This is a genomic window from Microbacterium sp. NPDC055910 (assembly GCF_042271185.1).
In the GTDB taxonomy this organism is placed as follows: Bacteria; Actinomycetota; Actinomycetes; order Actinomycetales; family Microbacteriaceae; genus Microbacterium.
In genome coordinates this window covers 23829-50235 of the sequence record NZ_JBHJZS010000020.1, presented here as the reverse complement: position 1 = coordinate 50235, position 26407 = coordinate 23829, and the positions used below count along the sequence as shown (strand labels likewise).

Annotated in this window: 24 protein-coding genes, 1 tRNA gene and 1 pseudogene; 19 read left to right on the top strand and 7 right to left on the bottom strand. The window is 68.4% G+C overall.

Annotated elements, in window-relative coordinates; genetic code table 11:
- Positions 1–44 precede the first annotated feature (44 nt).
- Positions 45–120 (top strand) — tRNA-Ala (locus tag ACFC3F_RS09880).
- Between the two features lie 691 nt (positions 121–811).
- On the opposite strand, the pseudogene ACFC3F_RS09875 reads toward ACFC3F_RS09880, so the two are convergent.
- Both ACFC3F_RS09875 and ACFC3F_RS09870 read right to left on the bottom strand, forming a co-directional pair.
- Positions 812–1870, bottom strand: a pseudogene (locus ACFC3F_RS09875) (recombinase family protein); the annotation flags it as partial.
- A 97-nt stretch (positions 1871–1967) separates the two neighbouring features.
- The gene (locus ACFC3F_RS09870) at positions 1968–2480 is read right to left on the bottom strand and encodes a hypothetical protein (protein WP_376128952.1); all 513 of its coding nucleotides are present in this window, start codon (positions 2478–2480) and stop codon (positions 1968–1970) included.
- Here ACFC3F_RS09870 and ACFC3F_RS09865 point away from each other — a divergent pair.
- The 4 genes from ACFC3F_RS09865 to ACFC3F_RS09850 all read left to right on the top strand — a co-directional run bounded on the left by ACFC3F_RS09865 (position 2470) and on the right by ACFC3F_RS09850 (position 5379).
- Positions 2470–2742 (top strand): helix-turn-helix domain-containing protein, encoded by a 273-nt coding sequence (locus tag ACFC3F_RS09865; RefSeq protein WP_376128950.1) that lies wholly within the window; start codon positions 2470–2472, stop codon positions 2740–2742. The two genes, ACFC3F_RS09870 and ACFC3F_RS09865, sit on opposite strands and share 11 nt — an antisense overlap.
- Positions 2739–3488 carry a hypothetical protein gene (locus ACFC3F_RS09860; protein ID WP_376128949.1) on the top strand — a complete coding sequence of 250 codons (750 nt, stop codon included), beginning with the start codon at positions 2739–2741 and terminating at the stop codon, positions 3486–3488. The genes ACFC3F_RS09865 and ACFC3F_RS09860 overlap by 4 nt, the downstream gene beginning before the upstream one ends.
- Before the next feature lie 168 nt (positions 3489–3656).
- Positions 3657–5036, top strand: coding sequence for an IS110 family transposase (locus ACFC3F_RS09855; RefSeq protein WP_376128947.1), 1380 nt, complete (start codon positions 3657–3659; stop codon positions 5034–5036).
- Between the two features lie 58 nt (positions 5037–5094).
- Positions 5095–5379: an integrase core domain-containing protein gene (locus ACFC3F_RS09850; RefSeq protein ID WP_376128945.1), complete on the top strand. Its 285-nt coding sequence runs from the start codon at positions 5095–5097 to the stop codon at positions 5377–5379.
- A 158-nt stretch (positions 5380–5537) separates the two neighbouring features.
- On the opposite strand, the gene ACFC3F_RS09845 is transcribed toward ACFC3F_RS09850, so the two are convergent.
- Positions 5538–5834 carry a metal-sensitive transcriptional regulator gene (locus ACFC3F_RS09845; protein ID WP_206477275.1) on the bottom strand — a complete coding sequence of 99 codons (297 nt, stop codon included), beginning with the start codon at positions 5832–5834 and terminating at the stop codon, positions 5538–5540.
- A 120-nt stretch (positions 5835–5954) separates the two neighbouring features.
- On the opposite strand from ACFC3F_RS09845, the gene ACFC3F_RS09840 reads away from it, so the two are divergent.
- The 12 genes from ACFC3F_RS09840 (at position 5955) to ACFC3F_RS09785 (ending at position 18953) form a co-directional block, all read left to right on the top strand.
- On the top strand, positions 5955–6140 hold the full coding sequence (locus tag ACFC3F_RS09840; RefSeq protein ID WP_206475469.1) for a hypothetical protein: 186 nt from the start codon (positions 5955–5957) through the stop codon (positions 6138–6140).
- A 26-nt stretch (positions 6141–6166) separates the two neighbouring features.
- Positions 6167–6529: a thioredoxin family protein gene (locus ACFC3F_RS09835; RefSeq protein WP_376128943.1), complete on the top strand. Its 363-nt coding sequence runs from the start codon at positions 6167–6169 to the stop codon at positions 6527–6529.
- Between the two features lie 208 nt (positions 6530–6737).
- Complete coding sequence (locus ACFC3F_RS09830) at positions 6738–8156, top strand: MBL fold metallo-hydrolase (protein ID WP_376128942.1); 1419 nt, start codon at positions 6738–6740, stop codon at positions 8154–8156.
- A 21-nt stretch (positions 8157–8177) separates the two neighbouring features.
- Complete coding sequence (locus ACFC3F_RS09825; RefSeq protein WP_206475466.1) at positions 8178–8969, top strand: sulfite exporter TauE/SafE family protein; 792 nt, start codon at positions 8178–8180, stop codon at positions 8967–8969.
- A gap of 17 nt (positions 8970–8986) precedes the next feature.
- Entirely contained in the window at positions 8987–9598 is a 612-nt protein-coding gene (locus tag ACFC3F_RS09820) for a DUF4395 domain-containing protein (protein ID WP_376128940.1), read from the top strand.
- Between the two features lie 23 nt (positions 9599–9621).
- Positions 9622–10002 (top strand): rhodanese-like domain-containing protein, encoded by a 381-nt coding sequence (locus ACFC3F_RS09815; RefSeq protein ID WP_206475464.1) that lies wholly within the window; start codon positions 9622–9624, stop codon positions 10000–10002.
- Positions 10003–10619: 617 nt separating this feature from the next.
- A complete protein-coding gene (locus tag ACFC3F_RS09810) occupies positions 10620–11462 on the top strand; it encodes a universal stress protein (protein ID WP_376128938.1) in 843 nt (280 codons plus the stop codon).
- Between the two features lie 105 nt (positions 11463–11567).
- Entirely contained in the window at positions 11568–12785 is a 1218-nt protein-coding gene (locus ACFC3F_RS09805) for a PucR family transcriptional regulator (protein WP_376128936.1), read from the top strand.
- Positions 12786–13001: 216 nt separating this feature from the next.
- A complete protein-coding gene (locus ACFC3F_RS09800; RefSeq protein ID WP_376128934.1) occupies positions 13002–14135 on the top strand; it encodes a hypothetical protein in 1134 nt (377 codons plus the stop codon).
- A 46-nt stretch (positions 14136–14181) separates the two neighbouring features.
- Positions 14182–16503: a Xaa-Pro dipeptidyl-peptidase gene (locus tag ACFC3F_RS09795; protein ID WP_376128932.1), complete on the top strand. Its 2322-nt coding sequence runs from the start codon at positions 14182–14184 to the stop codon at positions 16501–16503.
- A gap of 98 nt (positions 16504–16601) precedes the next feature.
- Positions 16602–17723, top strand: coding sequence for a PQQ-dependent sugar dehydrogenase (locus ACFC3F_RS09790; RefSeq protein WP_376128930.1), 1122 nt, complete (start codon positions 16602–16604; stop codon positions 17721–17723).
- 42 nt (positions 17724–17765) lie between these two features.
- Positions 17766–18953, top strand: a complete 1188-nt coding sequence (locus ACFC3F_RS09785; RefSeq protein WP_376128928.1) for a glycoside hydrolase family 3 N-terminal domain-containing protein — start codon at positions 17766–17768, stop codon at positions 18951–18953.
- On the opposite strand, the gene ACFC3F_RS09780 is transcribed toward ACFC3F_RS09785, so the two are convergent.
- The 4 genes from ACFC3F_RS09780 to ACFC3F_RS09765 are packed head-to-tail and all read right to left on the bottom strand — an operon-like array spanning position 18954 to position 22334.
- Positions 18954–19829, bottom strand: coding sequence for a 3-methyladenine DNA glycosylase (locus ACFC3F_RS09780; RefSeq protein WP_376128926.1), 876 nt, complete (start codon positions 19827–19829; stop codon positions 18954–18956).
- Positions 19830–19852: 23 nt separating this feature from the next.
- A complete protein-coding gene (locus tag ACFC3F_RS09775) occupies positions 19853–20572 on the bottom strand; it encodes an SOS response-associated peptidase (RefSeq protein ID WP_376128924.1) in 720 nt (239 codons plus the stop codon).
- Between the two features lie 9 nt (positions 20573–20581).
- Positions 20582–21631, bottom strand: coding sequence for an App1 family protein (locus tag ACFC3F_RS09770; RefSeq protein ID WP_376128923.1), 1050 nt, complete (start codon positions 21629–21631; stop codon positions 20582–20584).
- Between the two features lie 4 nt (positions 21632–21635).
- Positions 21636–22334, bottom strand: coding sequence for a DedA family protein (locus tag ACFC3F_RS09765; RefSeq protein WP_376128921.1), 699 nt, complete (start codon positions 22332–22334; stop codon positions 21636–21638).
- A 41-nt stretch (positions 22335–22375) separates the two neighbouring features.
- Between ACFC3F_RS09765 and pabB the strand changes: the two genes are divergently transcribed.
- Both pabB and leuS read left to right on the top strand, forming a co-directional pair.
- The gene (gene pabB / locus ACFC3F_RS09760) at positions 22376–23677 is read left to right on the top strand and encodes an aminodeoxychorismate synthase component I (protein ID WP_376128919.1); all 1302 of its coding nucleotides are present in this window, start codon (positions 22376–22378) and stop codon (positions 23675–23677) included.
- Positions 23678–23748: 71 nt separating this feature from the next.
- Positions 23749–26328: a leucine--tRNA ligase gene (gene leuS, locus ACFC3F_RS09755; RefSeq protein ID WP_376128917.1), complete on the top strand. Its 2580-nt coding sequence runs from the start codon at positions 23749–23751 to the stop codon at positions 26326–26328.
- Positions 26329–26407 lie beyond the last annotated feature (79 nt).

Here is a 26407-nt window from a genome sequence, read left to right as displayed (position 1 = left end):
GTAGTAGCATTGTCGAGTTGCCTGGAGCGATCGAGGCAGTGTCAGGGCCTGTGGCGCAGCTGGTAGCGCACCTGCATGGCATGCAGGGGGTCAGGGGTTCGAGTCCCCTCAGGTCCACCATGATGCTCTTACTCGAACCCTCGACAAGAGCAATGAGATTATCGGACATTGTGTCCAGGGAGAGCCCGCCGGTTTCGGCGGGCTCTTTCGTTTTCCCCGTGCTGTCGGGGATTCCGGTGGTTGACTGCGCGCGCCGTGCGTCGTGGACCAGTGCTCGGCTGGCTGGGCTGTAGATGATGTCGAATGGCGTTGCGCAGGTCGCTTCCAGCTGGTGCTGGCCGTTGTCGTCGGTGGTGACGAGGATCTTGTCGAAGAGGAGCTGATTGAGCATGCGGCGGATGTGCTCGGGGGCTTGCCGGTAAGTGCTTCCGGCGTGTTGGGCGATGTCCAGCGCGATCGCAATGAGTTCGTCGGCTTCTGTGAGGTCGGCGGTGAGGTTGCTGAGGCTGCGGTTCGTGGCGGCAAGTTCCATGTCGAGGCGTCGTTGCTCGGTGCGGAGCATGTCGATCGGGATCGCGTCGTTGTAGTGAGCTTCGAGGAGCTTGCGTTGGCGGCGCTCGATGGTCTGCTTCGTGGCCTCGAGCTGTTCCCGCTCGGTATCGGTGTCGGTGCGCAGCAGTGTGATGCCGTGGCGGAGGAGTTGTTCGAGGTCGCGGCGGAAGTCGGGTGTGAGGCTGATGCGGTCGTAGAGGTCTTGGATGAGGTCTTCGGCATGTTCGATCTGGATCGATCGGAGGGTGCAGTCGGTGCGCTTGGAGTGTCTGCCGAGGCAGGAGTAGTACGGGTACGTCTCACCGTGACGGTTTTTCACGACCTGCACGACCATGCGGAAGCCGCAGTGCCCGCAGTGCAGGGTCGACTTCAGGTAGTGGTCGTGCTTGATGGAGCGTTCGCCGTTGATCTTCTCCTTCAGGATCGTCTGGACTTTCTCGAAGGTTTCGCGGTCGATGAGTGGCGTGTGGCTGCCGGGGTACTCGGCACCCTTGAACGTGGTGACGCCGGTGTAGTAGCTGTTGGTGAGCATTGAGTGCACGTGGCGGACCTCGACGGGCTTCTCAATCAGGCGTGCGGTGGGCACGGTTGTCAGGCCTCGGCGGACGAGTTCGGCGGTGAGGGTACGGATGGAGTGCTCGCCGGTCGCGTAAGCCGTGAACGCCCAGGCGACCAGGGGCGCGCGGCTGTCATCGACGGTGACGATGCGGTTCTCGCGTCCGTTCTCGATCGTGCGGGTGTTGAGGTAGCCGATGGGTGCTCGGCTGACGGATCCGCCGTTCTTCACTTTCTCGCTCATACCTTTGACGACTTCGTTGGCGAGGTTGCGGGAGTAGAACTCGGCCATCGAACTCATGATGCCGTGCAGCAGGATCCCGCCAGGGGTCTGGTCGATGTTCTCGCTGGTGGAGATGAGGCGGATGCCGAGCTCGTTGAAGCGCTGGTTGAGTGTGACGTCGTCGGCGCGGTTGCGTGCGAGACGGTCGAGCTTGTGCACGATGACGTAGTCGATGTTGCCCTGCTCTGCTTCGAGGTAGCGGAGCATCTCTTGCAGCGCGGGACGGTTGGTCGAGGTGCCCGAGACGCCGCGTTCGACGAACTCTTTGACGACCATAGCGCCAACAGCTTGCGCTTTCTTCTTGTTCGCGTCGCGCTGCGCGGGGATCGAGAACCCTTCTTCTCGGCCGCCGCGTTCGGCCTGCTCGCGGGTCGAGACGCGCAGATACGAGACGGCCCGCTTCGGGGTGAAGCTCTGGGTGAGTGCCGCGAACGGGTCGGCGGCGGGTAGCGGGCTGGCGGCGTGTGGAGTTGTGGTCATGTTTCCATTGACGCTCTCTTGCCCGATTGAGTCCAGTGTGAAATGTTCCTCCTGGTCAAGGTTTTCCACAGGACGCTGATGCGTGTCGGGGTCAGGGCTATGCGATGAAGACATGTACTTCGCCTCCTCGCTCGTGGAACTCGAAGTCGCCGCGCAGATGCTCGAGCATCGCGGCGCGGTCGAAGACGAGGATGTCGTTCGGGATCGCCCATTCGCGGGCGGCGTGGTCGCGGGCGTCGGCCCAGCCGAGGCTTTCGATGAAGTCGTCGATGAACTGCTCGATACGTTCATACGACGCCCAGTGCAGGTTGCTGAAGTCCGCTTCCATGTCGGTGATCGCTTCGACGCCGTTCCATACATGGTCGAGGTAAACGTCGAAGGCTGTGCCGTGTTCACGGCGGAGCCGGTCCAGCTGGCGGGCTTCGTGCCGCGTGGTCGGTTCAGGCGGTGCGCGTCGTTCGGGGGTCCTCGGTGAGGTTGTTCTGTTTTCGGCGTTGTCGCGCGTCAGACTATGTGGCAGGGCTGTTAGTTGAGTCCTGAACGGAGAGTCCGACATGGGAAGACCACCAGTGATTCCGGTGGAGAAGAAGACGAGGATCGTGCTCAGCATCCTCGCTGGCGAGATCACTATCGCTGAGGCCGCGCGCCGCGAGAAGGTGTCTGAGCAGTCGATCGGCAGGTGGAAGGCCGACTTCCTCGAAGCGGGGAAGACCGGGCTCGCGGCGGGCAAGTCCGGGCCGTCGACGCGGGAACAGCAGCTCGAGGCCGAGGTCGCGGACCTCACCCAGGCCCTCGGTGAGGCCGCGGTCGAGATCCGCGTGTGGAAGAAGTCCGCGGAGGGCCGCTTGGGCCCTTCGAAGACCTCGAGGTGATCCGCATCGAGGCGGGCATGTCGACTTCGAGGTTCGTGGAGCTGATCGACATGCCCGAACGGACCTGGCGGCGCTGGCAGGCCAAGGCGCGCCAGGAGCAGCCGCCGAAAGGGCCGTGGCCGCAGCCGGCGAGGGACGCTGCCCGCCCTCTGGTGACCAAGCACGCGTTGGCGAAGCCTGCGTGGGGTCACCGGAAGATCTGGGCGCTGACTCGTCACGACGGTCACAAGGTGTCGCAGGCGACCGTGCTGCGGTTGCTGCGCGATGACGGGCTGATCCTGCCGTCGGAGTATCAGAAGCAGCGCCGCGAACTGGCGAAGGATCGGAAGGCGGCGTTCGCGAAGAACCCGACAGGCCCGAACCAGGTCTGGCAGTTGGACTTCAGCGAGTTCGAGACCACGCAGGGCGGGACGTGGCGGATCGCGGGGTGCCGGGACTGGTACTCGAAGCTCGAGCACCCGTTCCATACCTCACCCACCGGGAACCAGTACGACGCGATCGCCGCGATCGAGCTTGCCCTCGCCGACTACGAGCACATGTTCGGGCACCCGCTCGTCGACACCTGCCCCGTCGATACCGAGACCGGTGAGCTGCTGCCGGTGGTGACGATCGTCACAGACATTCAAGCTGGGTGGGCAGCATTCGAGCAGGTTCGTCGGCCGGCGGGCATGATCGATGTTGTCCGGCACCTGCCCGCCGTCGTTTCATCACCGAGTGGAGCGCATCGGCGACTTCTTGCCTGTTGATCGCGTTGGCGGGTGGGGCCACTGCCGGAGCTCGAGATGCCCTGTTAGGAACCCGGAGACCTCGCCGCCACCGGTCGAGGATCCCTGTTAGCGAATGTCCGGTGCGGATCGACTCCCTCGCGCAGCACGGCCGCCGGCCACGGGATGAACAACGCGAAGGAGTCTCAGATGATCGTCCGAATCGGCGTGGACATCGCCGGCCGCGCCCCGCATCAAGCCACGCTTGCCGACGAACACGGTGACCTGCTGTGGTCCGGTTATCGGTTTCGCACCAGCCCTGCCGATCTTGAGCAGCTGTGGTCGAAACTGCCGGCGAGCGTCACCGCGGAAGACGTGACCGTGGTGATGGAGCCCACCCGCAACGCCTGGGTCCCGTTGGCGGCCTGGTTCCGCCGCCGCGGCGCGACTGTGGTGCTCGTGCCTGCGGAACGATCCGCGGATCTGCGTGCGTACTACGCGAAGCACACCAAGAGCGACCGCCTCGACTCGGTGCTGCTCGCACGGCTGCCGTTGCTGCACCCCGAGGGGCTCTACGCAGAGCGGGGCCTGGGCCCGGGCGACCCGCTGCGGCGGGCCACGAAACTGCACTCCACCCTGGTCAAGCGACGCACCACCAGCATCGCCCGCCTTGACGCCCTGCTCGAGATCCTCGGGCCCGACTGGCACGGAGCGTTCAGCGGCGACCTGTCGAACAAAACCCCGCTGCTGTTCCTTGCCGCAGGCTACGGGGACCCGATCGCGGTGCGGCGGCTGGGACGAGCACGACTGGTCAGGTTCCTCGGCCGTCACTCGCGCGGAGCATGGGGAGAAGCCGTTGCTGACATGATCCTCGCCGCCGCGGCGGCATCACGCGAGCTTTGGGGCGAAGACCTGGAGTTCGCTGAACTCGCCGAGGACATCGCCGTCGAAGCGAGACTCGCATTGCGGATCACGGAAGAACTCAAGGAGGTCGATGACCGTATCGACGCACTCGTCAGGGAACGCGACCCGCGCGGCATCATCACCTCAGCGCCCGGCGTCGGACCCGTCACCGGCGCCGTCATCCTCGGCAGGCTCGGCGACCCGGGCCGGTTCCGTTCCCTCGCCGCCGTGCGCTCCTTCAGCGGCCTGGTCCCCTCGCTCGACTCATCAGGCATCTCCGGCCGCCACGGCGGCCCCACCAAACACGGAGACGCTCTGCTCCGAGAGGCTCTGTTCATCAGCGCAGACCAAGCCCGCAGACAGGACCCGACCCTCGCCGCGAAATACCACCGACTCATGGTCGAGACCGGCAAGCACCACAACACCGCGATCTGTCACATCGCCGCGACCCTGCTCACCCGGATCGCGTCCTGCTGGAACGCGAACACGCCCTACGAGCTGCGGGACATCGACGGCGCCGCCGTCACCCTCGACCAGGGTCGCGCGATCATCCGAGCCCGATACACCGTCCCCGAATCCCTGCGCCGCGCCCGCACCACAACAAGAACGAGCCGGCGAAGCAAGGAGTCGCAACGCGCTCCATCAACCGGCCCGTCCCACCCACAGGCTACCCACCCCGCCGCTTGACATCGCTTAGGAACTCAACGGCGGACCGTTCCGGTCGCTGAACTTCGAGCTGTTCATCATGCGCCACCCCGAGCTGCGGCACGTCCGCACCCGGGTGAAGTCGCCGGGCCAGAACGGGTCACGCGAACGCGGGTTCGGGACGTTGAAGTATGAACGGCTGTTCCTCGACGAGATCCCAGACGCTCTCACCCTGATCGAGCGGGCGGAGGACTACCGGGCCGAGTACAACACCGAGCGCCCTCACGAGGCGATCGCCTGGAACCGGCCGCTGGAGGTGCACATGGGCCTGGCCGACCCCACCATCCCCACCTTTGAAAGAGAAGAAATCCTGCCACCTACTTGACGCGGGACAACCACGACCCCTTCTGGATGGTCGCGCAGTATCTTGTGAGCGCACGATCGATCAGAGTGAAATTGCCCTCCGTTGACACCGTCACGCTAACGAGCCTTCGCGAGTGGGGATGTGATGGAAATCCCCGCGGGTTAGGTTGAGGCCGACGGCTAGGCGAGCGTGAGAAAGAGTTTCTCGAGTTCGTCTTGATCGGGGGCGCCCTCCGTGCCTGGGTGGTTCAAGCATTCTTTCAATGCGCTGGAGATCACAAGGAACCCCGCCCGGTCGAGCGCCTTGGAGACGGCGGAGAGCTGCTGCACGACATCGCGGCAGTGCGCGTCCTGCTCCACCGCGGCGATGACCGCGGCGAGCTGCCCGTGTGCACGACGCAAGCGGTTCACCACCTTGCGCTTCGCCTCCGCATCATGCTGAGCAGGAATAGGGTCTGCTGTTGTCTCATGCCCCATGACCTCTGCCTCCTTCACTGTGTTGAAACGACCTGACTTGACCAACATGATACCCCCCTGGGTATAGTTATCCTATTCCACAGGATACCCCCTGGGGTATATAGAACTAAGGAGAGCGTGATGTGTCGAGCGGTGACCTGTCGTACATGCAGGAAGACGACCTGGGCGGGATGTGGGCAGCATGTCGCGATGGTGAAGGCGGGCGTGCCCGCATCGGACTGGTGCAACGGCAAGCACACTCAGGCGCAAATCGATGCCGCGAAGGCAAACCGGGGCGGGTTCTTCTCCCGCCTGTTCGGCCGCTAAACCGCAGAGAAGGAACGGAACAGGCAATGGCTACGAGGAATCTGACGCTGGACACCTTCGAGGGTGCCGTGAACGGTGATGGCATCGTGTTCGTCGATTTCTGGGCGGCGTGGTGCGGGCCGTGCCGGGCGTTTGCCCTCACCTTCGAGCAGCATCCAGACATTGTGTTCGGCAAGGTTGACACCGAGGCCGAGCAGCAGCTCGCAGCGAGCTTCCGCATCAGCTCGATCCCGACTCTCATGGTGTTCCGCGACGGGATCCCGGTCTACGCCCAGCCTGGGGTTCTCCCTCCTGCGCAGCTCGACCAGCTCATCCAGGGCGCCCGTGACCTCGATATGGACGACGTGCGTCGGCAGATCGCCGAGCGCGGCACGCAGCCCGCCTCCTGAAACCGGCTGAGATCCACTCATCCATCCAGCACATCGTCAGAAAGGACCCTCATTATGTGCGCACGAATCACCTGCTCTGCCTGCGGCAGGCCCACCTGGACCGGCTGCGGCGAGCACATCGAGGATGCCCTCTACTGCGTACCCGAGGCCGACCGCTGCACCTGCAACTGACTCCTGAATCACTACATCACTCGAGAAAGAACTGATCATGCTGCTCGAACGCATCTATGACGAGGATCTCGCACAGGCGAGCTATTTCATCGGCTGTCAGGCGAAGGGCGAGGCCATCGTCATCGATCCCCGCCGCGACATCGATGTCTACCTCGACCTGGCCGAGAAGAACGGCATGCGAATCGTCGCCGTCACCGAGACGCACATCCACGCCGACTACCTGTCGGGCACCCGCGAACTCGCTGCGAGAACCGGCGCCCGGATGCACGTCTCCGACGAGGGCGGGCCAGACTGGACGTACGGCCCCGACTTCGACAGTGCCGTGCGCATGAAGCACGGCCACCGCATCCGGCTCGGCAACATCACCGTCGAGGCCTCGCACACGCCCGGGCACACGCCTGAGCACCTGTCGTTCCTCATCACCGACGGGGCGCAGGCGAGCGAGCCGGGTTTCATGCTCACCGGCGACTTCGTGTTCGTCGGCGACCTCGGTCGCCCCGACCTGCTCGACGAGGCCGCCGGGTTCGTCGACACCCGCTTCCGGGGCGCGAGGGATCTCTTCGCAAGCCTGCGCGACCGCTTCCTCACCTTGCCCGACTATGTGCAGGTGCTGCCGGCGCACGGCTCCGGTTCGGCGTGCGGCAAAGCGCTCGGCGCGATCCCTGCGTCGACCGTCGGCTACGAGCGAAACTTCTCCTGGTGGAGCCAGTATCTGAAGAACGACGACGAACAGGGCTTCGTCGATGAACTGCTCAGCGGTCAACCGGATGCTCACGCCTACTTCGGCCGCATGAAGATCGAGAACAAGATCGGCCCAGCCGTGATCGGCGACATGCCCGAACTCGTTGAATACACGGCAAACGAACTCCGGTCGGCGCTCGATGCCGACTTCGTGATCTTCGTGGACACCCGCCACAACAGTAAGGTGCACGAAGGTACCGTGGAGCGCTCCCTGAACATCCCGGGCGTCGCGAGGGCCGCGAGCTACGGCGCGTGGGTCTATGATCCGCAGATCGAGGATCGCCCGCTCGTGCTCCTCGCCGGCTCGCTCGAAGAGGCGCAGCAGATGCGCGACCACCTGATGCGGGTCGGCATCGACACGGTACGCGGCTACATCACCTCACTCGACGGCCTCGAACTCGTCAAGCCGAAGCTCGTGCAGCCGGAGGCTCTCGACGGCTTTGACGGGGTGATGCTGCTCGATGTGCGCAACCGCACCGAGTACGCTGAGGGCCACCTGCCAGATGCCAAGCAGCTCTCCGGCGGTCGCGTGCTCTGGAACCTCGACCTGCTGCCCGAGCCCGAGGCCGGCACGATCGTCACCTACTGCCAGAGCGGTGTACGCAATAGCGTCGCCGCCAGCGCGCTGCGCCGTCAGGGGTATGACATCGCCGAACTCGACGGTAGCTACGCGGCCTGGGCAGCGCGCCCCGGCAACCAGCCCGTCACCGCCTGACCGGCGCACTCAGGAGTCCGAGTGGAACCCCATCTGATCGTCATCGCGCTCGCTCTGGCGGCGCTGGTCGGCGTGTCCCTCGGGCTCCTGGGCGGCGGCGGATCGATCCTCACCGTCCCGATCCTCGCATATGTGCTGGGGATGGAACCGCGCGAGGCGATCGCCGCGTCTCTCTTCATCGTCGGCGCGACCAGCGCGGTCGGCATGATCGGCCACGCCAGATCGGGACGTGTGCGCTGGAAGACCGGGGCCCTGTTCGGTATCGCGGGCATGGCCGGCGCGTTCGCGGGCGGCCTGCTCGGCGGGTTCATCCCCGGGGTGGCGCTTATGATCCTGTTCGCCATCATGATGATCGTCACCGCGACCGCCATGATCCGCGGTCGCAAGGATCGCGGCGGCGCGGCGCGCGCTGCGGATCACCCGAGGCCGATCCTGCGCATCCTCATCGACGGGCTGCTCGTCGGCATCGCCACGGGCCTCGTCGGTGCGGGTGGTGGCTTCCTCATCGTCCCCGCACTCAACCTGCTCGGCGGCCTGCCCATGGCGATCGCGGTGGGCACCTCGTTGCTCGTGATCGCGATGAAGTCGTTCGCGGGACTCGGCGGCTACCTGTTCTCGGTGCAGCTGCACTGGCCGATCGTGCTCGCTTTCACGGCGACCGCCGTCGCGGGGTCGTTCGCGGGCGTCGCCCTGGCCGGGCGCATCCCCGGACGCGCGCTCCGTAAAGGGTTCGGCGTGTTCGTGCTCGTAATGGGAGCCTTCGTGCTCGTCCAAGAAGCCCCTGCGTTCCTGTCCTTGTTCACCTCAGCCTGAAACGGAAGACGCCTCCAATGATCGCTGACGCCTCAAGCGCCGAAACCCGAGCCTCGCGCATCGGCCGAGTCGTTCCCGGGCACGCGATCCCCGTCATCGACGAGCGGGCTGTGCGCGCGGCCGCGGGAATCATGTTCCTGCTGGGCGGGGCCGCATTCGCGACGGCGTTCTTCACCGGCTCGGCACAGCCGCTGCAGCCCTTCGGCATGTTCTTCATGATCGACATGCTTTTGCGTGTGACCGCAGGTGACCGCTGGTCGCCCACGCTGATGCTCGGCCGCCTTGCGGTGAAAGGGCAGCGCCCGGAATGGGTCGGCGCACCGCAGAAGGAGCTCGCATGGTGGCTGGGCTTCGGCCTCGCCCTCGTCGCCTGCGCGAGCATGGGCCTGTTCGCGGCACCGCTCTGGATCCCCCTCGCGCTCTGCGGCTCCTGTCTCACTCTGCTCTTCCTCGAGACCGCGTTCGGCATCTGCGTCGGCTGCGCCCTACAGAGCCGTTTCAGCAAGCAACCGCCCAAGTACTGTCCGGGCGACACTTGCGATACGGGTTCCAGCACCCACTTTGCTGCGCCCTGGTCTGCGCCAGTCGGACACCCGACCCCTGAACCATCCGTCACCACCAGACCATAATCAAGCTGAAAGGGCCACCCGCCATGCTCCGTTCAATCACTATCTCCCTCTCCGCTGTCGCGCTCCTGCTCGGCTTGGCAGCCTGCTCATCCGCGCCGAACTCGGCTGGCGGTGCGAACCCGGTCGAAGTCGGTGATGCCACGATCCTGCTCGACGTCCGCACCGCCGCAGAGCACTCAGCAGGGCACCTCGATGGAGCCAAGCTGCTCGACTTCAACGGCGGCGACCTCGCCGCCGCGATCCCGAGCCTCGACCCAGACGCCGAATACCTCGTCTACTGCCGCTCAGGCAACCGATCCGGCCAGGCGATCGCGCTCATGGAACAGGCCGGGTTCACGAACCTCACCAACCTCGGATCCCTCGAACAAGCAGCTCAGGCGACCGGGCTACCGATCGTGAACTAAGGACAGACCCTTATCACCTATGGGTATCGGCGCTGCGATGGGCGGCGACGCTATCGGCCCCTACAGTAAAGAGCGTTGCAAAAGTGCTAACGAAAGTGCTAAGCAACCTGTAGGTCAAGGTATCGCGGCGGAGTTATCCACAGGTCACATGTCGTAGATCGTTGATTTTATGCGGCAGAACGCTCGGCCCAGATTCGCGGCGCGAGGGGGTCGAGGTCAGTTCAACTCCCGCGTCGCCGTCGGGTTCATCACCGCGTCTTCGCCCACACCGTGCCCCGGTGCACCCCGAACTGACGAGCCACGGCCTTCACGCTGATGCCCTGTGCGCGGGCTGTTCGCATAGCGTCCACTTCCTCGTCGGTCAGGCGTGTTCGAGGTCGTTTCTTTGGTTCCGCCGACACGCCGATCAACGGGTCGTCGGCCTCGCCGTCGGACTCTGCATCCGCGCAAACCCCTTGATTCCACGCGGAAACCAGCCTCTCGACCCGAGGTCGCCTGTTCCCGCAACGCTCCATTGCTTCCACCGAAATGAAGGCACCCCGAACGGGGTGCCTTCGTCGTTTACGGCAGTATCGCGCCGCTACAGTGAGGACTGAAGCGCACGCGAAGGAGACGACATGAGCAGCACGATCGTGGTGGGTGTCACGGGGGCTCCGGCCGCTCGACGAGCCGTCGATTGGGGGGTCGCCCGGGCGGCAGCGCGTCAGCAGCGTGTCGAGCTCCTCGGCGTCGTCGGCGGTGCCGTCGGCGCAGTGGGCGAGGGCGCTGTGCTCGACGCGGCCACTGCCGCGACCCGCGAACTGCTCGAGGCTGAAAAGGCGCGGGTGGCGGCATCCGGTGTCGATGTCTCGACCCGCATCGAGGTCGGCGATCCCGTTGCGACCCTCGTCGAGGCGACGGCAGGGGCCGATCTGCTCGTGATCGGCAGCGACTACCGCGGTCCGGGTGACGGACCCGCACGCGGCGTGCACGGAATCCGTGTCGTCGCAGGATCCGCGTGCCCCGTCGCGGTCGTGCCCGACATCGATCCCGCAGAGCGGCGCGGCGTCGTGGTCGGCATCGACGGGTCGCCCGTCTCCGAGTCAGCCGTCGCATTCGCGGCTGCAGAGGCCGACCGGCTGGGCGAGCCGCTCATCGCCGTCTGCGCTTGGACGCCCCTCGCGTCGCCGCGCAACGCCCTCATGGTGCTGCCCGAGGAGTACCGCGTGAGCATGGAGCAGCTCGCGCGCGAACGACTCGCCCTCGCGCTCGCGGGTCTGCGCGGGCAGTACCCGGGACTCGAGATCGACGCGCGCGTGGCACAGGGTTTCCCCTCCGACGTCATCAACGACCTGGCCGCCGATGCGCAGATCGCCGTCGTCGGTTCCCGCGGCAGAGGCGCCCTGCGCCGCTTCCTGCTCGGCTCGATCAGCCACGAGGTTCTGCAGCGTCTGGCGACGGTGACCATCGTCGCTCGCTGACGGCAGTTGCACTTTCCCGCCAGGACATGAGAATGTGCTCATGTGGTCGCGTGGATGCGACCTCACCAGCAACGGCACTCCCTGCCCGACCCGAGCGGAGTCCACATGATCGTTCCCGACCTCGTCAACCAAGTCGCGCACGTGCTCAGGCGTCCGGCGGTGCTCGAAGACACGCGCCAGCGCATGATCGCCTTCAGCCCGCAGGATGACCGGATCGACCCGGTACGCGAAGCGACGATCCTGCGACAGCAAGCAGGCTCCGACGTCAGCGATTGGCTGCGTCGCGTTGGGGCCTTCAAGACCGATCGCGCCGTGCACGTGCCCGCGAACGGTGACCTGGAGATGCTGCCGAGACTGCTCGTGCCGGTGCGCTCCGACGGCGAACGTCTCGGGCACTTGTGGTTCATCGAGGCGCCCGACCAGCTGACGGCGGACCAGGTGTCCGTGGCATCCGAATTCGCGACTCGCATCGGTCGCGCGTGGCGGCAGGCGGAGACGGCGATGCAGGACGGCTCTGCAGAGCGGGCGGACCGCTCGATGCGGCTGCTCACCGGCTCGACGAAGATGCGCACCCGCACGGCCCGCGAGATCGTCGGCCGTGGGCACACCTGGAATCAGGGGAGCGTGCGCGTCCTCGTGCTGGCGCTGCAGGGAACCGAGCGCAAGGCGGAACCCTCCGAGGCGCTGCGCAGAGAACTGCGTGCCTCCGCGCTCGGCGCGCTTCGCGCGGTCGGCGGCGCGGGGCTGCACGGATCGATCGGGCAGCAGGGGATCGTCATTTTGACCGGAGGGGCCGGGGCCGACGACGACGCCGTCCAGGAAGCCGCCGAGAGATTCCTCACGATCGCCGAATCGCGCCTGCCGGATGTTCCCGGAGCGGGTCAGGTCGTCGTCGGCACGGGCACGCCCGTCGAGACGCTCGTGCACGCGCGCGCGAGCTACCGCGAAGCGCGGCACGCCATCGAGCTCGGAGCGGCGTTCGGGTTGCAGGAGCGGGTGCTCGCGTGGCCGAAGCTCGGGATCTACCGGGTGCTGCACACGAGCGCGCAGAACGGTCTGCGCGCCGAGGGACTGCAGCCCCGCCTCGACGAACTGCGCACGCAGCGCGACGGCGCCGTGCTGCTGGAAACCCTGGACTGCTACCTCACGACGGGCGGCCAGGTCCAAGAGGCCGCCGCGAGACTGAACCTGCATCGCAGCTCGCTCTACCATCGGCTCGCCCGCATCGAGAAGGTGCTGCGCACCGACCTGCAGGACGGCGCGCAGCGGCTCAACCTGCACGCGTCGCTGCTGCTTCTGCGGCTGGAGTCCTCGCCGCTCTGACCCATCTCCCGCGAGACTGCAACCGCGGGTCGAGACTGCGGGGTCTACCCACGGTTTCGGCGCCCCGATGCGGTCTCGCGGTCTGGGGCGACATTTGTCGCGCGGAGTAGGGTCATCTTCGGACGGCCGCATGATGAGGTCGAGACCGTCACCACCTACCATTACCGAAGACTGGGCGCCGTTGTCGCGCGCGCCAGCGGATGCAGGAGTACCCACGTGAGAAACGTCGCCGCCCGGCTCGGGGCGATCGTCAGTACGCTCGTGCTCGGCCTAGGCTTTGCGGCCGTGTCAGCGCCGGCCGCCACCGCGGCAGACGACGTCACGACTTGGGCCGTGCAGCCCTCGTCCGCCGAGGGGCCGGACGGACGCGACGCCTTCGTCTACACGCTCGCTCCGGGCGAGACGGTGACCGACTACATCGGCGTCTCGAACCTGGGGACGACACCCCTCAACCTGCGGGTCTACGCGATGGATGCCGCCATGACGGCCGACGGCGCCTTCACGCTGCCGCCCGCGGACACCCCCTCGACCGATGTCGGCACCTGGGTCGGGTTCAACGGCGACGGCGTCTTCACCGTCGAGCCGGGGACGCGCATCGACGTGCCCTTCCGCCTGACGGTGTCACCCACGGCATCGCCCGGAGATCACGCGGGCGGGATCGTCGCGTCGGTCGTCGAACTCGCCGGCGGCGGCGACGGCGAGCAGCAGGTCGCGGTCGATCGCCGCGTCGGCGCACGCGTCTACGTCAACGTCCCGGGCGATCAGCTTCCGGCGGTGGACGTGTCGAACGTCTCGATCGCCTACTCGGCGTCGCCCATCTTCGCGTCGGGCCCGGCGACGGTCTCGTTCGACGTGACCAACGACGGCAACATGCGCGTGGGGGGCCCTGCCACGATCGAGATCACCGGCCCCTTCGGGCTGTCGCTCGATGCGGTCCACGAGATCGAGGTGCCCGAGATTCTGCCGGGCGCGACCGTGACCCTCAGCGCCGAGCTGGAGGATGTGCCGCCCGCACTCCTGCTCTTCGCGACGGTCACCCTCGAGCCCATGATGTCCGGCGCGGCAGCCGACGTCGATGGCGAGCATTCGGCGACCGGGATGGCCTGGGCCGTGCCGTGGCTGCTCATCGTCGCGCTCGTGATCGTCATCGCGATCATCGTGCTCGTCTGGCTGCGCGGCCGTCGTCTGCGCCAGCGCCTCGCTGCGGCAGAAGCGGCCGCAGCCGAAGCCACGGCGGCATCCGCTGCGCGCGAATCCGTGACCGAGCCGAGCGGCACCGCCGCCGGTCCGACGGAGGTCGCGCTCGAGCGCGACCTCCCCGAGTCCGATGAACCTGCTCGCTCCAGCTGACGCGAGCACACCCGCCTCTCACCCGATGAAAAGGAGAAGCAGTAACATGCAACATTCCACCAAGGCCACCGCGCGACGTCGCGCTCTGGCCGTAGGGATCGCGGTTCCCGCGGTCGCCTGCAGCCTGGTGTTGGCGGCCAACCCCGCGAACGCCGACACCGCGACGACGCCCACGTTCGTCGACGGGATGGCACAGGCGGTCTTCACGACCGACCGCAACGCCTGGATCCGCGAAGAAGCGTGGGTCGAGAGCGAGATCGACTCCGACGGAGACGGCAAGCTCGACCTCATCCACATCGACGTGACGCGCGTTCCCGAGACCGCCAATGGCCTCAAGGTTCCCGTCGTCTTCGAGATCAGCCCGTACTACGCCGGCGGCGGCGCCGTCGAGAACTGGTCCGTCGACCACGAGCTCGGCGCTCCTCCGACCTCGAAGCCGGGCTTCCCCGCGCCGCGGGAACCCCGCACCAGCCCGAAGATCTCCTCGAGCCACGAGGCGACCTGGGTTCCGCGCGGCTTCGCCGTCGTGCACGCCGAGGGCATGGGCTCCGGCTTCTCGGAAGGCTGCCCCACGACGGGCGGTGTCAACGAGACGCTCGCCGGCAAGGCCGTCGTCGACTGGCTGAACGGCCGGGCGAAGGGCTACACGAGCATGGACCGCTCGCAGCAGGTCACCGCTGACTGGACCACCGGCAGCGTCGGCATGATGGGCACCTCGTACAACGGAACGCTCCCGACCGCCGTCGCCACGACCGGCGTCGAGGGCCTCGACGCGATCGTCCCGATCGCGGCGATCTCGAACTGGTACGAGTACTACCGCTCGGACGGCGCCGTGCGCGCGCCCGGCGGCTACCAGGGTGAAGACGCCGACGTGCTCGCCGACTACGTGCACACGCGTCCCGACCAGGCCACCTGCCAGCCCGTCATCGACCAGATCCGCGCCGAGCAGGACCGCGTCACGGGTGACTACAACGGCTTCTGGGACGAGCGGAACTACCTGAACGACGTCGACAAGATCAAGGCGGCGACGCTCGTGACGCACGGTCTGAACGACCGCAACGTCATGATGACGAACGCGTCCGACCTGTACACGGCGCTCAAGAAGACCAGCACGCCGCACCAGATCTACCTGCACCAGGGTGGTCACACCAGCACCCTGCCCGCGGACATCGTGAACCGCTGGTTCACCCGCTATCTGTTCAAGCACGAGAACGGCGTCGAGAGCATGCCGAAGGCGACCGTGCAGCGCGAGGATCGCGTCAACACGCCGTACGCCAACTGGCCCGACGTGGCTGCGGCCGACGTGACGCTGAACTTCCACGCGGCCGATGTCGCGAACGGTGTGGGAACGCTGGCCTTCGGCACGGAGCGCGACGCCGTCACCGAGACGATCATCGACGACGCATCGCTGCGCACGCAGGCGCTGGCTGCAGCCGCTGAGTCGCCGAACCGCCTCGTCTACCAGACGAACGCTCTGACGGACTCGGTCCGTTTCTCGGGCACGCCCCGCGTGTCGCTCGACATGGCGGTGGACCGCGAGAAGGCGAACCTCTCCGCCGCTCTCGTGGAGTACCCGGCGAACGGTGCACCGAAGATCATCACGCGCGGTTGGATGGACGTGCAGAACCGCGAGTCCGCTGCGCGCACCGACGCGATCGTGCCCGGTGAGTTCAACCAGTTCACCTTCGCGTTCGAGCCGCACGACTACGTGTTCCCGGCCGGATCGAAGATCGGCGTCGTCGTGACGTCGTCGGACAACGAGTTCACCGTGCGCCCCGCGCCCGGCACGAAGCTGACCGTCGACCCCTCGGGTTCGTCGCTCACGCTGCCGGTCGTCGGCGGTGCGCAGGAGCTGCTCGCCCGCCTCGGCGCCAGCGGACCCGGCACCGACCACCAGGTCATCACGACCGAGGTCGAGCAGGGCACGCTCTCGCTCACCGTCACCAGTGACGAGCCCGTCGTGCTCGAGTCGGTCGCCCTCACGGGTATCGACCAGACCACGACCGGCGCGCTGCACCCCGTCGACGTCCTCGATGCGCGCGGCACCGCCGCGGGCTGGGACCTGACGGCGCAGATGTCCGACTTCACGAGCGGAACCGGCAGCATCCTGGGTGAGAACCTCGGATGGACCCCGAACGCGCGTGCGGCGGACAGCGACCTGCCCACCGACGGCTCGCAGAACTCGGTCGTCACCCCGGGTGCACCGGCTGCTCCGGGAACCGGCATCGGCGACTCGGCGACGCTCTGCGCCTCCGCCGCAGGACACAGCGCGGGTTCGTTCACGTGCGGTGCTGACCTCGTGCTCGGCGTGCCGGGCTCGACCCGGGTCGGCACGTACTCGGGCGTTCTGACGCTGACGCTCATCTGAGCCATCGGACGGGTGGTGCGCGGCGGCGAGTCCGCCCGCACCACCCGTTCGTGTTTCCGGACCTTGCGTCGGCGGCGCGTCTGCATGAGCCTGGACATATGCCTCACCGCCGATCCGCCGTGCTCGTCGCGGTGATCGCGCTGGCTCTGGCCGCATCCGGGTGCACCGCCGACAGCCCCTCGCCGCGTCCGACATCCGCCCCTGCGGACACGCCGACTCCGGAGGCAACGATGGCGCCGGCCGGGGCCTGGCGCGTTGCCGATGAACCCGAAACGCTCACGGAGGGCCTTTCGGCGCCCTGGTCCGTCGCGCCGCTCCCCGGGGGCGGCGCTCTCATCTCGGAACGCGATTCGGGCACGATCCTCGAGCTCACGCCGACGGGCGATCTGCGCGAGGCGGGACAGGTGCCGGGGGTCGTCGCCGACGTCGAATCCGGCCTCCACGGGCTCGCCCTGCTCGAGGCCGACGACGCGACGTGGCTGTACGCCTACCACGGCACCGACGCCGACAACCGCGTGATCCGGATGCCACTGCTCGGCCCCGAAGGAGCACTCGAGCTCGGCGCGGGCGAGGTGATCCTCAGCGGCATCCCGCGCGCGACGACGCACAACGGGGGACGCCTGGCCTTCGGCCCGGACGGTTACCTCTACGTCACGACGGGTGACGCGCAGTACGGCGACGGCGCCCAGGACCCGGACTATCTCGGCGGCAAGATCCTGCGGGTGACGCCGGACGGACGGGCCGCGCCCGGCAATCCGTTCGACTCGGTCGTCTGGTCTTCCGGGCACCGCAACGTGCAGGGCATCGCGTGGGCCCCGGACGGCACGATGTGGGCGAGCGAGTTCGGTCAGAACACCTGGGACGAACTCAACCGCATCGAACCCGGAGGCAATTACGGGTGGCCACTCGTCGAGGGCGACAGCACCGACGCGGAGTTCATCGCCCCGGTCGCCGTCTGGGCCACCGCCGACGCGAGTCCGAGTGGCATCGCCGTCGTCGGCGAGACGGTGTTCATCGCGGGACTGCGCGGCGCGCGGCTGCTCTTCCACGATGCGACGACGGGCGAGACGGGCGTCGCACTGACCGGCCAGGGCCGCCTGCGCGACGTCGTCGCCGCGCCCGACGGCACCCTGTGGGTGCTCACGAACAACACCGACGGCCGCGGTCAGCCCGACGCCGGCGACGATCGGCTGCTGCGTCTCACGCTGGTCGAGAGATAGAGGCCGCCTGGGCGGATGAGCCGGCGCGCTTATGCTGTCCGGATGACTCGCCATCGCCCGCTTCTGGCCGCGCTGCTGTGCCTCGGTGCACTCGTGGCGCCGTCTGCTCCGGCCGTGGCAGACACGGGCGCTGAGGAGCCGCTGGTCGTCGTACGCGCCGCGACGCCGGAAGACGGCGCGGCGCGTGCGGCTGCCCTGAGGGATTCGCTGTCGCTGCGTGAGCGGGCCGCGACGGTCGTGATGGGACATATCCCGACGACGGATGCCACGGCGGTGAGCGCGTACGTCGCGTCGACGGGCGTCGGCGGCTTCATCCTGATGGGCTCGAACATTCCGGCCACCGAGGCCGAGCTGCAGAGTCTGACGGCGGCGATGACCGTCGATCCGGCGCTGCCGCCCCTGCTCGCGATCGATCAGGAGGGCGGAGACGTCACACGCCTGCCGTGGGATGACTTCGCCTCGGCCATCGTGCTTAAGGACCGTCCCGTCGACGAGGCGCGGGACGCCTTCGCGGGCCGCGCCGCACTCGTGCAGCGTGCGGGCGTCGCCGTCAACTTCGGGATCGTCGCCGATGTCACGAGCGATCCGGGGATGTTCATCCACCGACGGGCGCTCGGCACGACGCCTGCCGCGGGCGCGGAGCGCGTCGCCGCGGCGGTCGAGGGCGAGCACGGCACCGTGCTCTCCACGCTCAAGCACTTCCCGGGGCACGGGGCGGCGCCCGGCGATTCGCACGCCGGCATCCCCTCGACCGACATGCCCGCCGACCTGTGGCGCGCGACGGCGGGGGAGCCGTTCGCCGCGGGAATCGACACGGGCGCCGAGCTGCTCATGTTCGGCCACCTCGCCTACACGGCCGTCGACGCTGCACCGGCGACCCTGTCGCCCGAGTGGCATCGCATCGCCCGCGAGGATCTCGGGTTCGACGGCGTCATCGTCACCGACGACCTCGGGATGCTGCAGGCCTCGGGAGACCCCGCCTACGCCGATCCCGTCGCGAACGCGGTGGCTGCTCTCGCCGCCGGGAACGACATGGTGCTCGCCGTCATGTTCTCGACGGCCGATTCGGCGACCCTCATCATCGACGGCATCGTGGCGGCGGTGGAGTCGGGGGCGCTGCCCGCCTCGCGGCTGGACGACGCTGCCGCCCGCGTGCTCGAGCTGCGTTTGCAGCTCGCGGCAGACGGGCGGGGCCTGCTGCCGTGCACGGAGTGCGCGCCGGCCGAGTGATCAGCCGGGCTCGACGACGTCGAGCAGGCGGGCACGCAGTGCCTGCCCGCGCGCGGCGAACGCACGCTGCGCACGCACGTACGTCGCCTTGCCCTCCGCCGTTTCGATCGGAACGGGCGAATACCCCCACGCCGCGAGGTCGTACGGTGAAGCCCGCATGTCGAGCGTGCGGATGTCTCGGGCGAGCTCGAACGCGTCGAGCAGCAGATCACCGGGCACGAGCGGCCCCAGCTTCACGGCCCACTTGTAGAGGTCCATGCCGGCGTGCAGGCAGCCGGGCTGCTCGAGGGCAGCCTGCGTCGCGCGCGTCGGCTGCTCGCGGTTGAGCGGTACCGCCGCGGGCGTGAAGAAGCGGAACGCGTCGGCGTGCGTGCACCGCAGCTCGGCCGCCTCGACGACGGCGTCGGTCTCGGCCTGCCCGAGCCGCAGAGGTTCGGGGTGGCGGTGCTCGCCCTGGCGGTAGACCATCGCCCACTCGTGCAGTCCGAAGCAGCCGAAGCCCGCGGGGCGAGCCGCGGTCGCGCCGAGAATCGCGGCGATGCCGGCCAGGAGCGACCCCCGGTCGGCGCGGAACGCGGCCGAATCGACCGTCAGCGATCCCGGGTCGCCGCCCGCAGCGTACCAGCGCCACGTCGCGCGCGGCTCAGCAGCGGCATCCGCCAGCTCGATCCCCGCTCCGGGGTGCCACCGCCGCAGCACGGCCGGCTTGTACGAGTAGTACGTGAAGAGGAAGTCCTCGACGGGATGCCGCTCACCGCGGCGCGCGCGCTGCCGGTGCGCCGCCGTCAGCGCATCGGCGCGCTCTTCGTGCCGCGTCTGGGCCGCACGCCACGCGTCGACGTCGAGGACGGTGCGGGATGCGGCGAGCGTGGACACCGTTCGAGGATAGGCGCCGCGGCTCAGGAAGCCTCGTCGACCGGCTCGATGAGCGCGGGGGAGTCGTTGCGCACGTTGCCCACAGCGGTCGACACGACGTGGTCGTCGAGCGTCTCTGCGACGGCCGGTGCGGCGTCGATCGCGGCGTCGAGCACATCGCGGACGTTGTCGGTGTCGGTGTCGAGCCAGGCGTCGGCGTGGTCGGCGTCGACGAACAGCGGCATGCGGTCGTGGATCGACCCGAGCCGCCCGATCGAGTCGCGCGTCAGGATCGTGAAGCTCAGGAGCCACCGGCTCGGGTCGTCGTCGGCCTTCGCGGGGTCCTTCCACCACTCGTACAGACCCGCGAAGAAGAGCGGCGAACCGTCGGCGGGGTGGATGTAGTGCGGGACCTTCGCGCCGTCGGCGCTCTTCCACTCGAAATAGCCGGATGCCGGGACGACGGCTCGTCGTCGCTGCAGCGCCGTGCGGAACATGGGTTTGTCTTCGAGCTCTTCGGCACGTGCGTTGAACGCGCGGGAGCCGATCTTCGGATCCTTCGCCCACCCCGGCACGAGTCCCCAGCGGGCGGGCTCGAGCCGGCGCGTCGGCGGGTCGGTCTTGCTGGAGTCCAGCACGATCCCGACCGTGCTCGTCGGAGCGATGTTGTAGGACGGCGGCGGCAGGTCATCTCCCGCGACGTCGACGCGCAGGACGCCCACGAGCTCCGAGCCGGCACTGGCCACGACGAATCGTCCGCACATGGCGCCAGCCTACGTCGGGGGGCAGACATCGATGACGCCGACTTCTTCGAGTCTCTCGAGCAGTCCCGCGCCGTCGTTGTCGGCGACCCAGGGGATCCCCGCCGCGGAGTGGTCGTTGACGGCGGTGCGACCGCCCGCGAGAACCGCTTCCGCGGGGGTGAGCCTCCGGATGGCGACAGCGACGACGTTGCCGGGGTGCTCGCTCGTGAACGTCGTATACAGGTCATCGTCGTGCTGGCCGTCATCGCCGATGAGGAGCCACCGCACCTGGGGGAACTCCTGCGCGAGCCGGCGCAGGTTCGTCTCTTTGTGCGCCCTGCCGCTGCGGAACCACCGGTCGTGCGTGGGGCCCCAGTCGGTGAGCAGCATCGCCCCGGGCGGGAAGACATGGCGCCGCAGGAACCGGATCAGGGTCGGTGCGATGTTCCATGCCCCCGTCGACAGGTACACGACCGGCGCGCCGGGGTGATCGCGCACGACCCGCTCCAGCAGCACCGCCATGCCGGGAACCGGCTGGCGGGCGTGCTCGTTGACGACGAACGAGTTCCACGCCGCCACCAGGGGGCGCGGCAGCGCCGTCACCATGACGGTGTCGTCGACGTCGGAGACGACGCCGAAGCGCACGTCGGGTCCCACGATGAACACGCGCGTCTCGATGGGCTCGCTGCCCTCGACCGACATCGTGAAGGTCTGCCATCCCGGCTCGAGCGTCGCGGGCAGCCGGGTGTCGATGACTCCGCCGCGATCGGCGACGACCTCGTGGGTCACACCGGCGATCGTGACGCTCACCTGCGCGTAGCCCACGGGCACGGCGGCGAAGCTGCGCCATCCCCGCACACCGGCGTACTCGCCGGGGTTGCGCGGCTTGACGGGGGGGACGATGAGGACCCGACCGAGCACGCGGATCCAGCCGACGCCGCCGTACCCGGGGAACGGCGTGACGGTCGGCGTGAGGCCGCGTGCGCGCACACGGCGTTCGCGCCACGTGTGCAGACGGTGCTCGAGTCGGGCCAGCCACAGCACCTTCGTGGGCGCCGGGGCCTCGGAGTTCTCGGGCATCCCCTCAGTCTTTCACGTCGTCCGTGTCGATCCTGGACGGCTCGGCGTCGCCGTCGCTGTCGACCGACGGCGTCAGGTGGCGTCGTTCGGAGCGCACGATGATCCTCTTGACGAGCACGACGGCGAGCAGGAAGAGCACGATGACGCCGACGAAGATGTATGCGGCGAAGTGCAGCTGGTCCGCGAGTGCCCGGTAGCCTCCGGCGGCGGCGGCCGAGACCGAGATGTAGGCGGTCGACCAGATGATGCAGGCGGGGGTCGTCCAGGCGAGGAAGCGGCGATACGAGTACTCGCTCATGCCGACGGTGAGCGGCACGAGCGAGTGCAGGACGGGGAGGAAGCGCGAAAGGAAGATCGCCGGACCGCCGCGGCGCTGTAGATAGCGCTCGGAACGATCCCAGTTGTCCCGGCCGATCCACCGGCCCACGCGCGAGTCGCGGATCTTCGGTCCCAGCAGCCGCCCGAGCCAGAACCCGATGCTCTCGCCGATGAGCGCTCCGATCACGACGACGACGACGAGGATGGCGCCCTCGGCGAAACCACCCACCGCGGTGCCGGCGACGATCACGATGGTGTCCCCGGGGACCACGAGGCCCACCAGCACGCTCGTCTCGAGCATGATCGCGATGCCGGCGATGACGGCACGCACGACGGGATCCACGCTCTGAACAGTGTCCAGCAGCCACGTCAGGATCTCGTTCACCCCACGAGCCTAAAGCGCACGCATCGTCCTAGCCTGGGAACATGACGCAGTCTCTCCCGCCGGTCGCCCTGCCGCGCTGGATGGACCCGTCGACGGCGTTCGCGTACTTCGCGCGGCGCCATACCGACGTGTTCTGGCTCGACGCCGGTCCCACCGCGGATTCGGGATGGAGCTGGGTCGGCGTCGGCGACCGTGAGACGGACGTGGAGCGCGTGCGTGCGGTCCGGTGCGGCGGGCCGGCCGAACCGCCGGTGGGCGGTCCGCTCCAGGGTGGCTGGGTCGGCTGGCTCGGCTACGAGGATGCCGCGGGCCGGGCCGGCGCGCCCGTCTCGGCCGATGACGGCACGACTCCGCCCGAGGCGTGGCTGCGCGTGCGTCGCTTCGTCGCGTTCGATCACACCGCGCGTCGCGCGTGGGTGTTCTCGCACGCGGGGGAGCGTGACGCGCTCGTCGCGGGTCTCCTCGGCGCCGCGCCCGCCCCGTCCCCTGCCGCGGCGCCCGACCTGGGGCCGGCACGCGTCCGTCACAGCCCGCGTGAGTACGCGCGCCTGATCCAGCGCTGCCGTGATGCGATCCGGGCGGGGGACGCCTACCAGCTCTGCCTCACGACGCGGTTCGATGTCGCGGCATCCGTCGATCCCGGCATGGTGTTCCGGCGACTGCGCGACGCGACGCCCGCACACCACGGCGGCCTCGTGCTCACCGGCGGGCACGCTCTCGCGAGCGCGAGCCCTGAACGCTTCCTCGAGGTGAGCGGGGGCCGCGTGCGTACGCGGCCCATCAAGGGCACGCGCCCCCGCGGCCGCGACGCCGCCACCGACGCGGCTCTCGCACGCGAGCTTCGTGAAAGCGAGAAGGAGCGAGCCGAGAACGTCATGATCGTCGACCTCATGCGAAACGACCTGTCTCGCGTCTGCGAACCGGGTTCGGTGGGCGTGGACGGTCTCCTCGAGGTGGAGTCGTACCCCGCCGTGCACCAGCTCGTCAGCACCGTGTCGGGGCGACTGCGCGAGGACTCGACCGTGGGAGAGCTGCTCGCGGCGACCTTTCCCGCCGGCAGCATGACCGGTGCGCCGAAGCTGTCGGCCATGACGATCCTGCACGGGCTCGAGGGCGCGCCGCGCGGGGTCTTCTCGGGCGCCTTCGGCTGGGTCGGCGACGACGGGGCCCTCGACCTCGCGATGGTCATCCGGTCGGTCGTCGTGCATCCCGGCGGAGCGTACGTCGGAGCCGGCGGTGGCATCACGTGGCGGTCGGATGCCGCCGACGAGGTCGCCGAGGTGGGCATCAAAGCCCGCGGTCCGCTCGCCGCCCTCGGGGCGCATCTGCCGCACGGCTGGTGAAGCAGGGGTCGGCTAATCTGGAGGGTGGCGCTCCCGCGCTTCGCCCGGCATCCCATGATTGGTGTTTCTCCGTGAGTCATACCCTGCCCCCCGACACCACGGCCGACAGCGGCGCCTACGACCCGCACGCCGTCCAGCGCAAGTGGCAGGCACGGTGGGAAGAGCAGGATCCGTTCCGCGCGGGCGGTGAAGAGGACACCCGGCCGCGCAAGTACGTGCTCGCGATGTTCCCCTACCCGTCGGGCGATCTGCACATGGGGCACGCCGAGAACTACCTCTACTCCGACATCGTCGCCCGCTCGTGGCGTCACCGCGGCTACAACGTGCTCAACCCCATCGGGTGGGACTCGTTCGGTCTGCCCGCCGAGAACGCCGCCATCAAGCGCGGCGCCGACCCGCGTGAGTGGACGTACGCCAACATCGCGCAGCAGCGGGCCGGGTTCCACGCCTACGGGGTGTCGTTCGACTGGAATCGCGTGCTGCACACGAGCGATCCCGACTACTACCGCTGGAACCAGTGGCTGTTCCAGCTGCTGCACGAGAAGGGCCTCGCGTACCGCAAGCAGAGCCCCGTCAACTGGTGCCCCAACGACCAGACCGTGCTCGCGAACGAGCAGGTCGTCGACGGCCGGTGCGAGCGCTGCGGCGCCGAGGTGGTCAAGAAGAAGCTGACGCAGTGGTACTTCAAGATCACCGACTACGCCGACCGCCTGCTCGATGACCTGAACCAGCTCGAAGGATTCTGGCCGCACAAGGTGCTGCAGATGCAGCGCAACTGGATCGGCCGCTCGGTGGGCACCGACATCGAGTTCGAGATCGAGGGGCGCGACGAGCGCGTCACGGTCTTCACGACGCGCCCCGACACGCTGCACGGCGCGACGTTCTTCGTCGTCGCCCCCGACAGCGACCTGGCCGCCGAGCTCGTCGCCGACGCCGATGCCGACGTGCAGTCGCGCTTCCAGGACTACCTCGCCACGGTGCAGAAGCAGACCGACATCGAGCGGCAGAGCACGGACCGCCCCAAGACCGGCGTCTTCCTCGGGCGCCACGCGATCAACCCCATCAACGGCGAGCGACTGCCGATCTGGGCCGCGGACTACGTCCTGGCCGATTACGGTCACGGCGCGGTCATGGCCGTGCCCGCGCACGACCAGCGCGATCTCGATTTCGCCCGCGCCTTCGACCTGCCGGTGCGCGTCGTCGTCGACACGACGGCCCCCGTCACGGGGTCGATCCCGGTCATCGAGCTCGATGACGAGGGTGTCCCGATCGATCCCGGCACGGATGCGGCATCCCTCGAGGATCCGGCGCAGACCGGGGTCGCCCTGACGGGTGAGGGCCGCCTCATCAACTCCGGCTCGCTCGACGGCATGTCCAAGCGCAACGCCATCGCGCGCGTCACGGAAGAACTCGAGGCGAAGGGGCTCGGCCGGGCCACGAAGTCCTACCGTCTTCGTGACTGGCTCATCTCGCGTCAGCGCTTCTGGGGCACCCCGATCCCGATGGTCCACACGGCCGACGGTCGCATCGAGCCGGTTCCCGCCGACCAGCTGCCGCTCGTCCTGCCCGACGCGCACGGCCTGGACCTGTCCCCGAAGGGGACGTCGCCCCTCGGCGGCGCGACCGAGTGGATGCAGACCGTCGACCCCGTGACGGGCGAGCCGGCGCTGCGCGACCCGGACACGATGGACACGTTCGTCGACAGCTCGTGGTACTTCCTGCGCTTCCTCAACCCCGGCGACCCCGATCAGGCGTTCTCGCGCGACCAGGCGGACCGCTGGGCACCGGTGGACTTCTACATCGGCGGCGTCGAGCATGCGATCCTGCACCTGCTGTACGCCCGGTTCATCACGAAGGTGCTCTTCGACTTCGGCTATGTCGACTTCACCGAGCCGTTCTCGTCGCTCATCAACCAGGGCATGGTGATCCTGGGCGGCGCGAAGATGTCCAAGAGCAAGGGCAACCTCGTGCTGTTCTCGGACGAGCTCGAGGCGCACGGCGCCGATGCCTTGCGCGTCGCACTCGCCTTCGCGGGACCCGTCGAAGACGACAAGGACTGGGACGACGTCTCGACGACGGGAGCGGCGAAGTTCCTGGCGCGCGCGTGGCGCGTCGCGCACGACGTCACGAGCGCACCGGATGCCGTGTGGGCCGACGGCGACGCGGCGCTTCGCCGCGTCACCCACCGGCTGCTGTCGGATGCGCCGGGGCTCATCGAGCAGACGAAGTTCAACGTCGTCGTCGCGCGGCTCATGGAGCTCGTCAACGCGACGCGCAAGACGATCGATTCGGGCGCCGGCGCCGCCGACCCCGCTGTGCGGGAGGCCGCCGAGGCGACGGCCATGATCCTCGACCTGTTCGCGCCGCACACGGCCGAAGAGATGTGGGAGATGCTCGGCAACGATTCGTTCGTCGGCGTCGTGCCGTGGCGTCAGGCCGACCCGGCCCTGCTCGTCGAGGAGTCCGTCACCGCCATCGTGCAGATCGACGGCAAGGTGCGCGCGACGCTCGACGTGCCCGCGCGTATCTCCGGCGACGACCTCGAGGCGCTCGCCCGCGGAGACGAGCGGGTGCTGCGCTCGCTCGGCGATCGCGAGATCGTGCGCGCGATCGTGCGCGCACCGAAGGTCGTGAGCTTCAGCACGCGCTGACCGGCTCCTCCCCAGGCGGGTACGGCCCGCGGCAGCGCACGGATCGGAATGCCCGTCGTCACGAGCGGCCTCGCCCGCC

What these genes read in the sequence shown, in the direction of transcription:
- ACFC3F_RS09830 (WP_376128942.1), top strand. Translation starts at nt 6,738, where the DNA reads ATGCTGCTCGAACGCATCTATGACGAGGATCTCGCACAGGCGAGCTAT.
- ACFC3F_RS09790 (WP_376128930.1), top strand. Translation starts at nt 16,602, where the DNA reads ATGCCTCACCGCCGATCCGCCGTGCTCGTCGCGGTGATCGCGCTGGCT.
- ACFC3F_RS09845 (WP_206477275.1), bottom strand. Translation starts at nt 5,834, where the DNA reads ATGGGGCATGAGACAACAGCAGACCCTATTCCTGCTCAGCATGATGCG.
- pabB (WP_376128919.1), top strand. Translation starts at nt 22,376, where the DNA reads ATGACGCAGTCTCTCCCGCCGGTCGCCCTGCCGCGCTGGATGGACCCG.
- ACFC3F_RS09835 (WP_376128943.1), top strand. Translation starts at nt 6,167, where the DNA reads ATGGCTACGAGGAATCTGACGCTGGACACCTTCGAGGGTGCCGTGAAC.
- ACFC3F_RS09850 (WP_376128945.1), top strand. Translation starts at nt 5,095, where the DNA reads ATGCGCCACCCCGAGCTGCGGCACGTCCGCACCCGGGTGAAGTCGCCG.
- ACFC3F_RS09820 (WP_376128940.1), top strand. Translation starts at nt 8,987, where the DNA reads ATGATCGCTGACGCCTCAAGCGCCGAAACCCGAGCCTCGCGCATCGGC.
- ACFC3F_RS09810 (WP_376128938.1), top strand. Translation starts at nt 10,620, where the DNA reads ATGAGCAGCACGATCGTGGTGGGTGTCACGGGGGCTCCGGCCGCTCGA.
- ACFC3F_RS09775 (WP_376128924.1), bottom strand. Translation starts at nt 20,572, where the DNA reads ATGTGCGGACGATTCGTCGTGGCCAGTGCCGGCTCGGAGCTCGTGGGC.
- ACFC3F_RS09855 (WP_376128947.1), top strand. Translation starts at nt 3,657, where the DNA reads ATGATCGTCCGAATCGGCGTGGACATCGCCGGCCGCGCCCCGCATCAA.
- ACFC3F_RS09840 (WP_206475469.1), top strand. Translation starts at nt 5,955, where the DNA reads ATGTGTCGAGCGGTGACCTGTCGTACATGCAGGAAGACGACCTGGGCG.
- ACFC3F_RS09815 (WP_206475464.1), top strand. Translation starts at nt 9,622, where the DNA reads ATGCTCCGTTCAATCACTATCTCCCTCTCCGCTGTCGCGCTCCTGCTC.
- ACFC3F_RS09770 (WP_376128923.1), bottom strand. Translation starts at nt 21,631, where the DNA reads ATGCCCGAGAACTCCGAGGCCCCGGCGCCCACGAAGGTGCTGTGGCTG.
- ACFC3F_RS09795 (WP_376128932.1), top strand. Translation starts at nt 14,182, where the DNA reads ATGCAACATTCCACCAAGGCCACCGCGCGACGTCGCGCTCTGGCCGTA.
- ACFC3F_RS09870 (WP_376128952.1), bottom strand. Translation starts at nt 2,480, where the DNA reads ATGCTGAGCACGATCCTCGTCTTCTTCTCCACCGGAATCACTGGTGGT.
- ACFC3F_RS09805 (WP_376128936.1), top strand. Translation starts at nt 11,568, where the DNA reads ATGATCGTTCCCGACCTCGTCAACCAAGTCGCGCACGTGCTCAGGCGT.
- ACFC3F_RS09785 (WP_376128928.1), top strand. Translation starts at nt 17,766, where the DNA reads ATGACTCGCCATCGCCCGCTTCTGGCCGCGCTGCTGTGCCTCGGTGCA.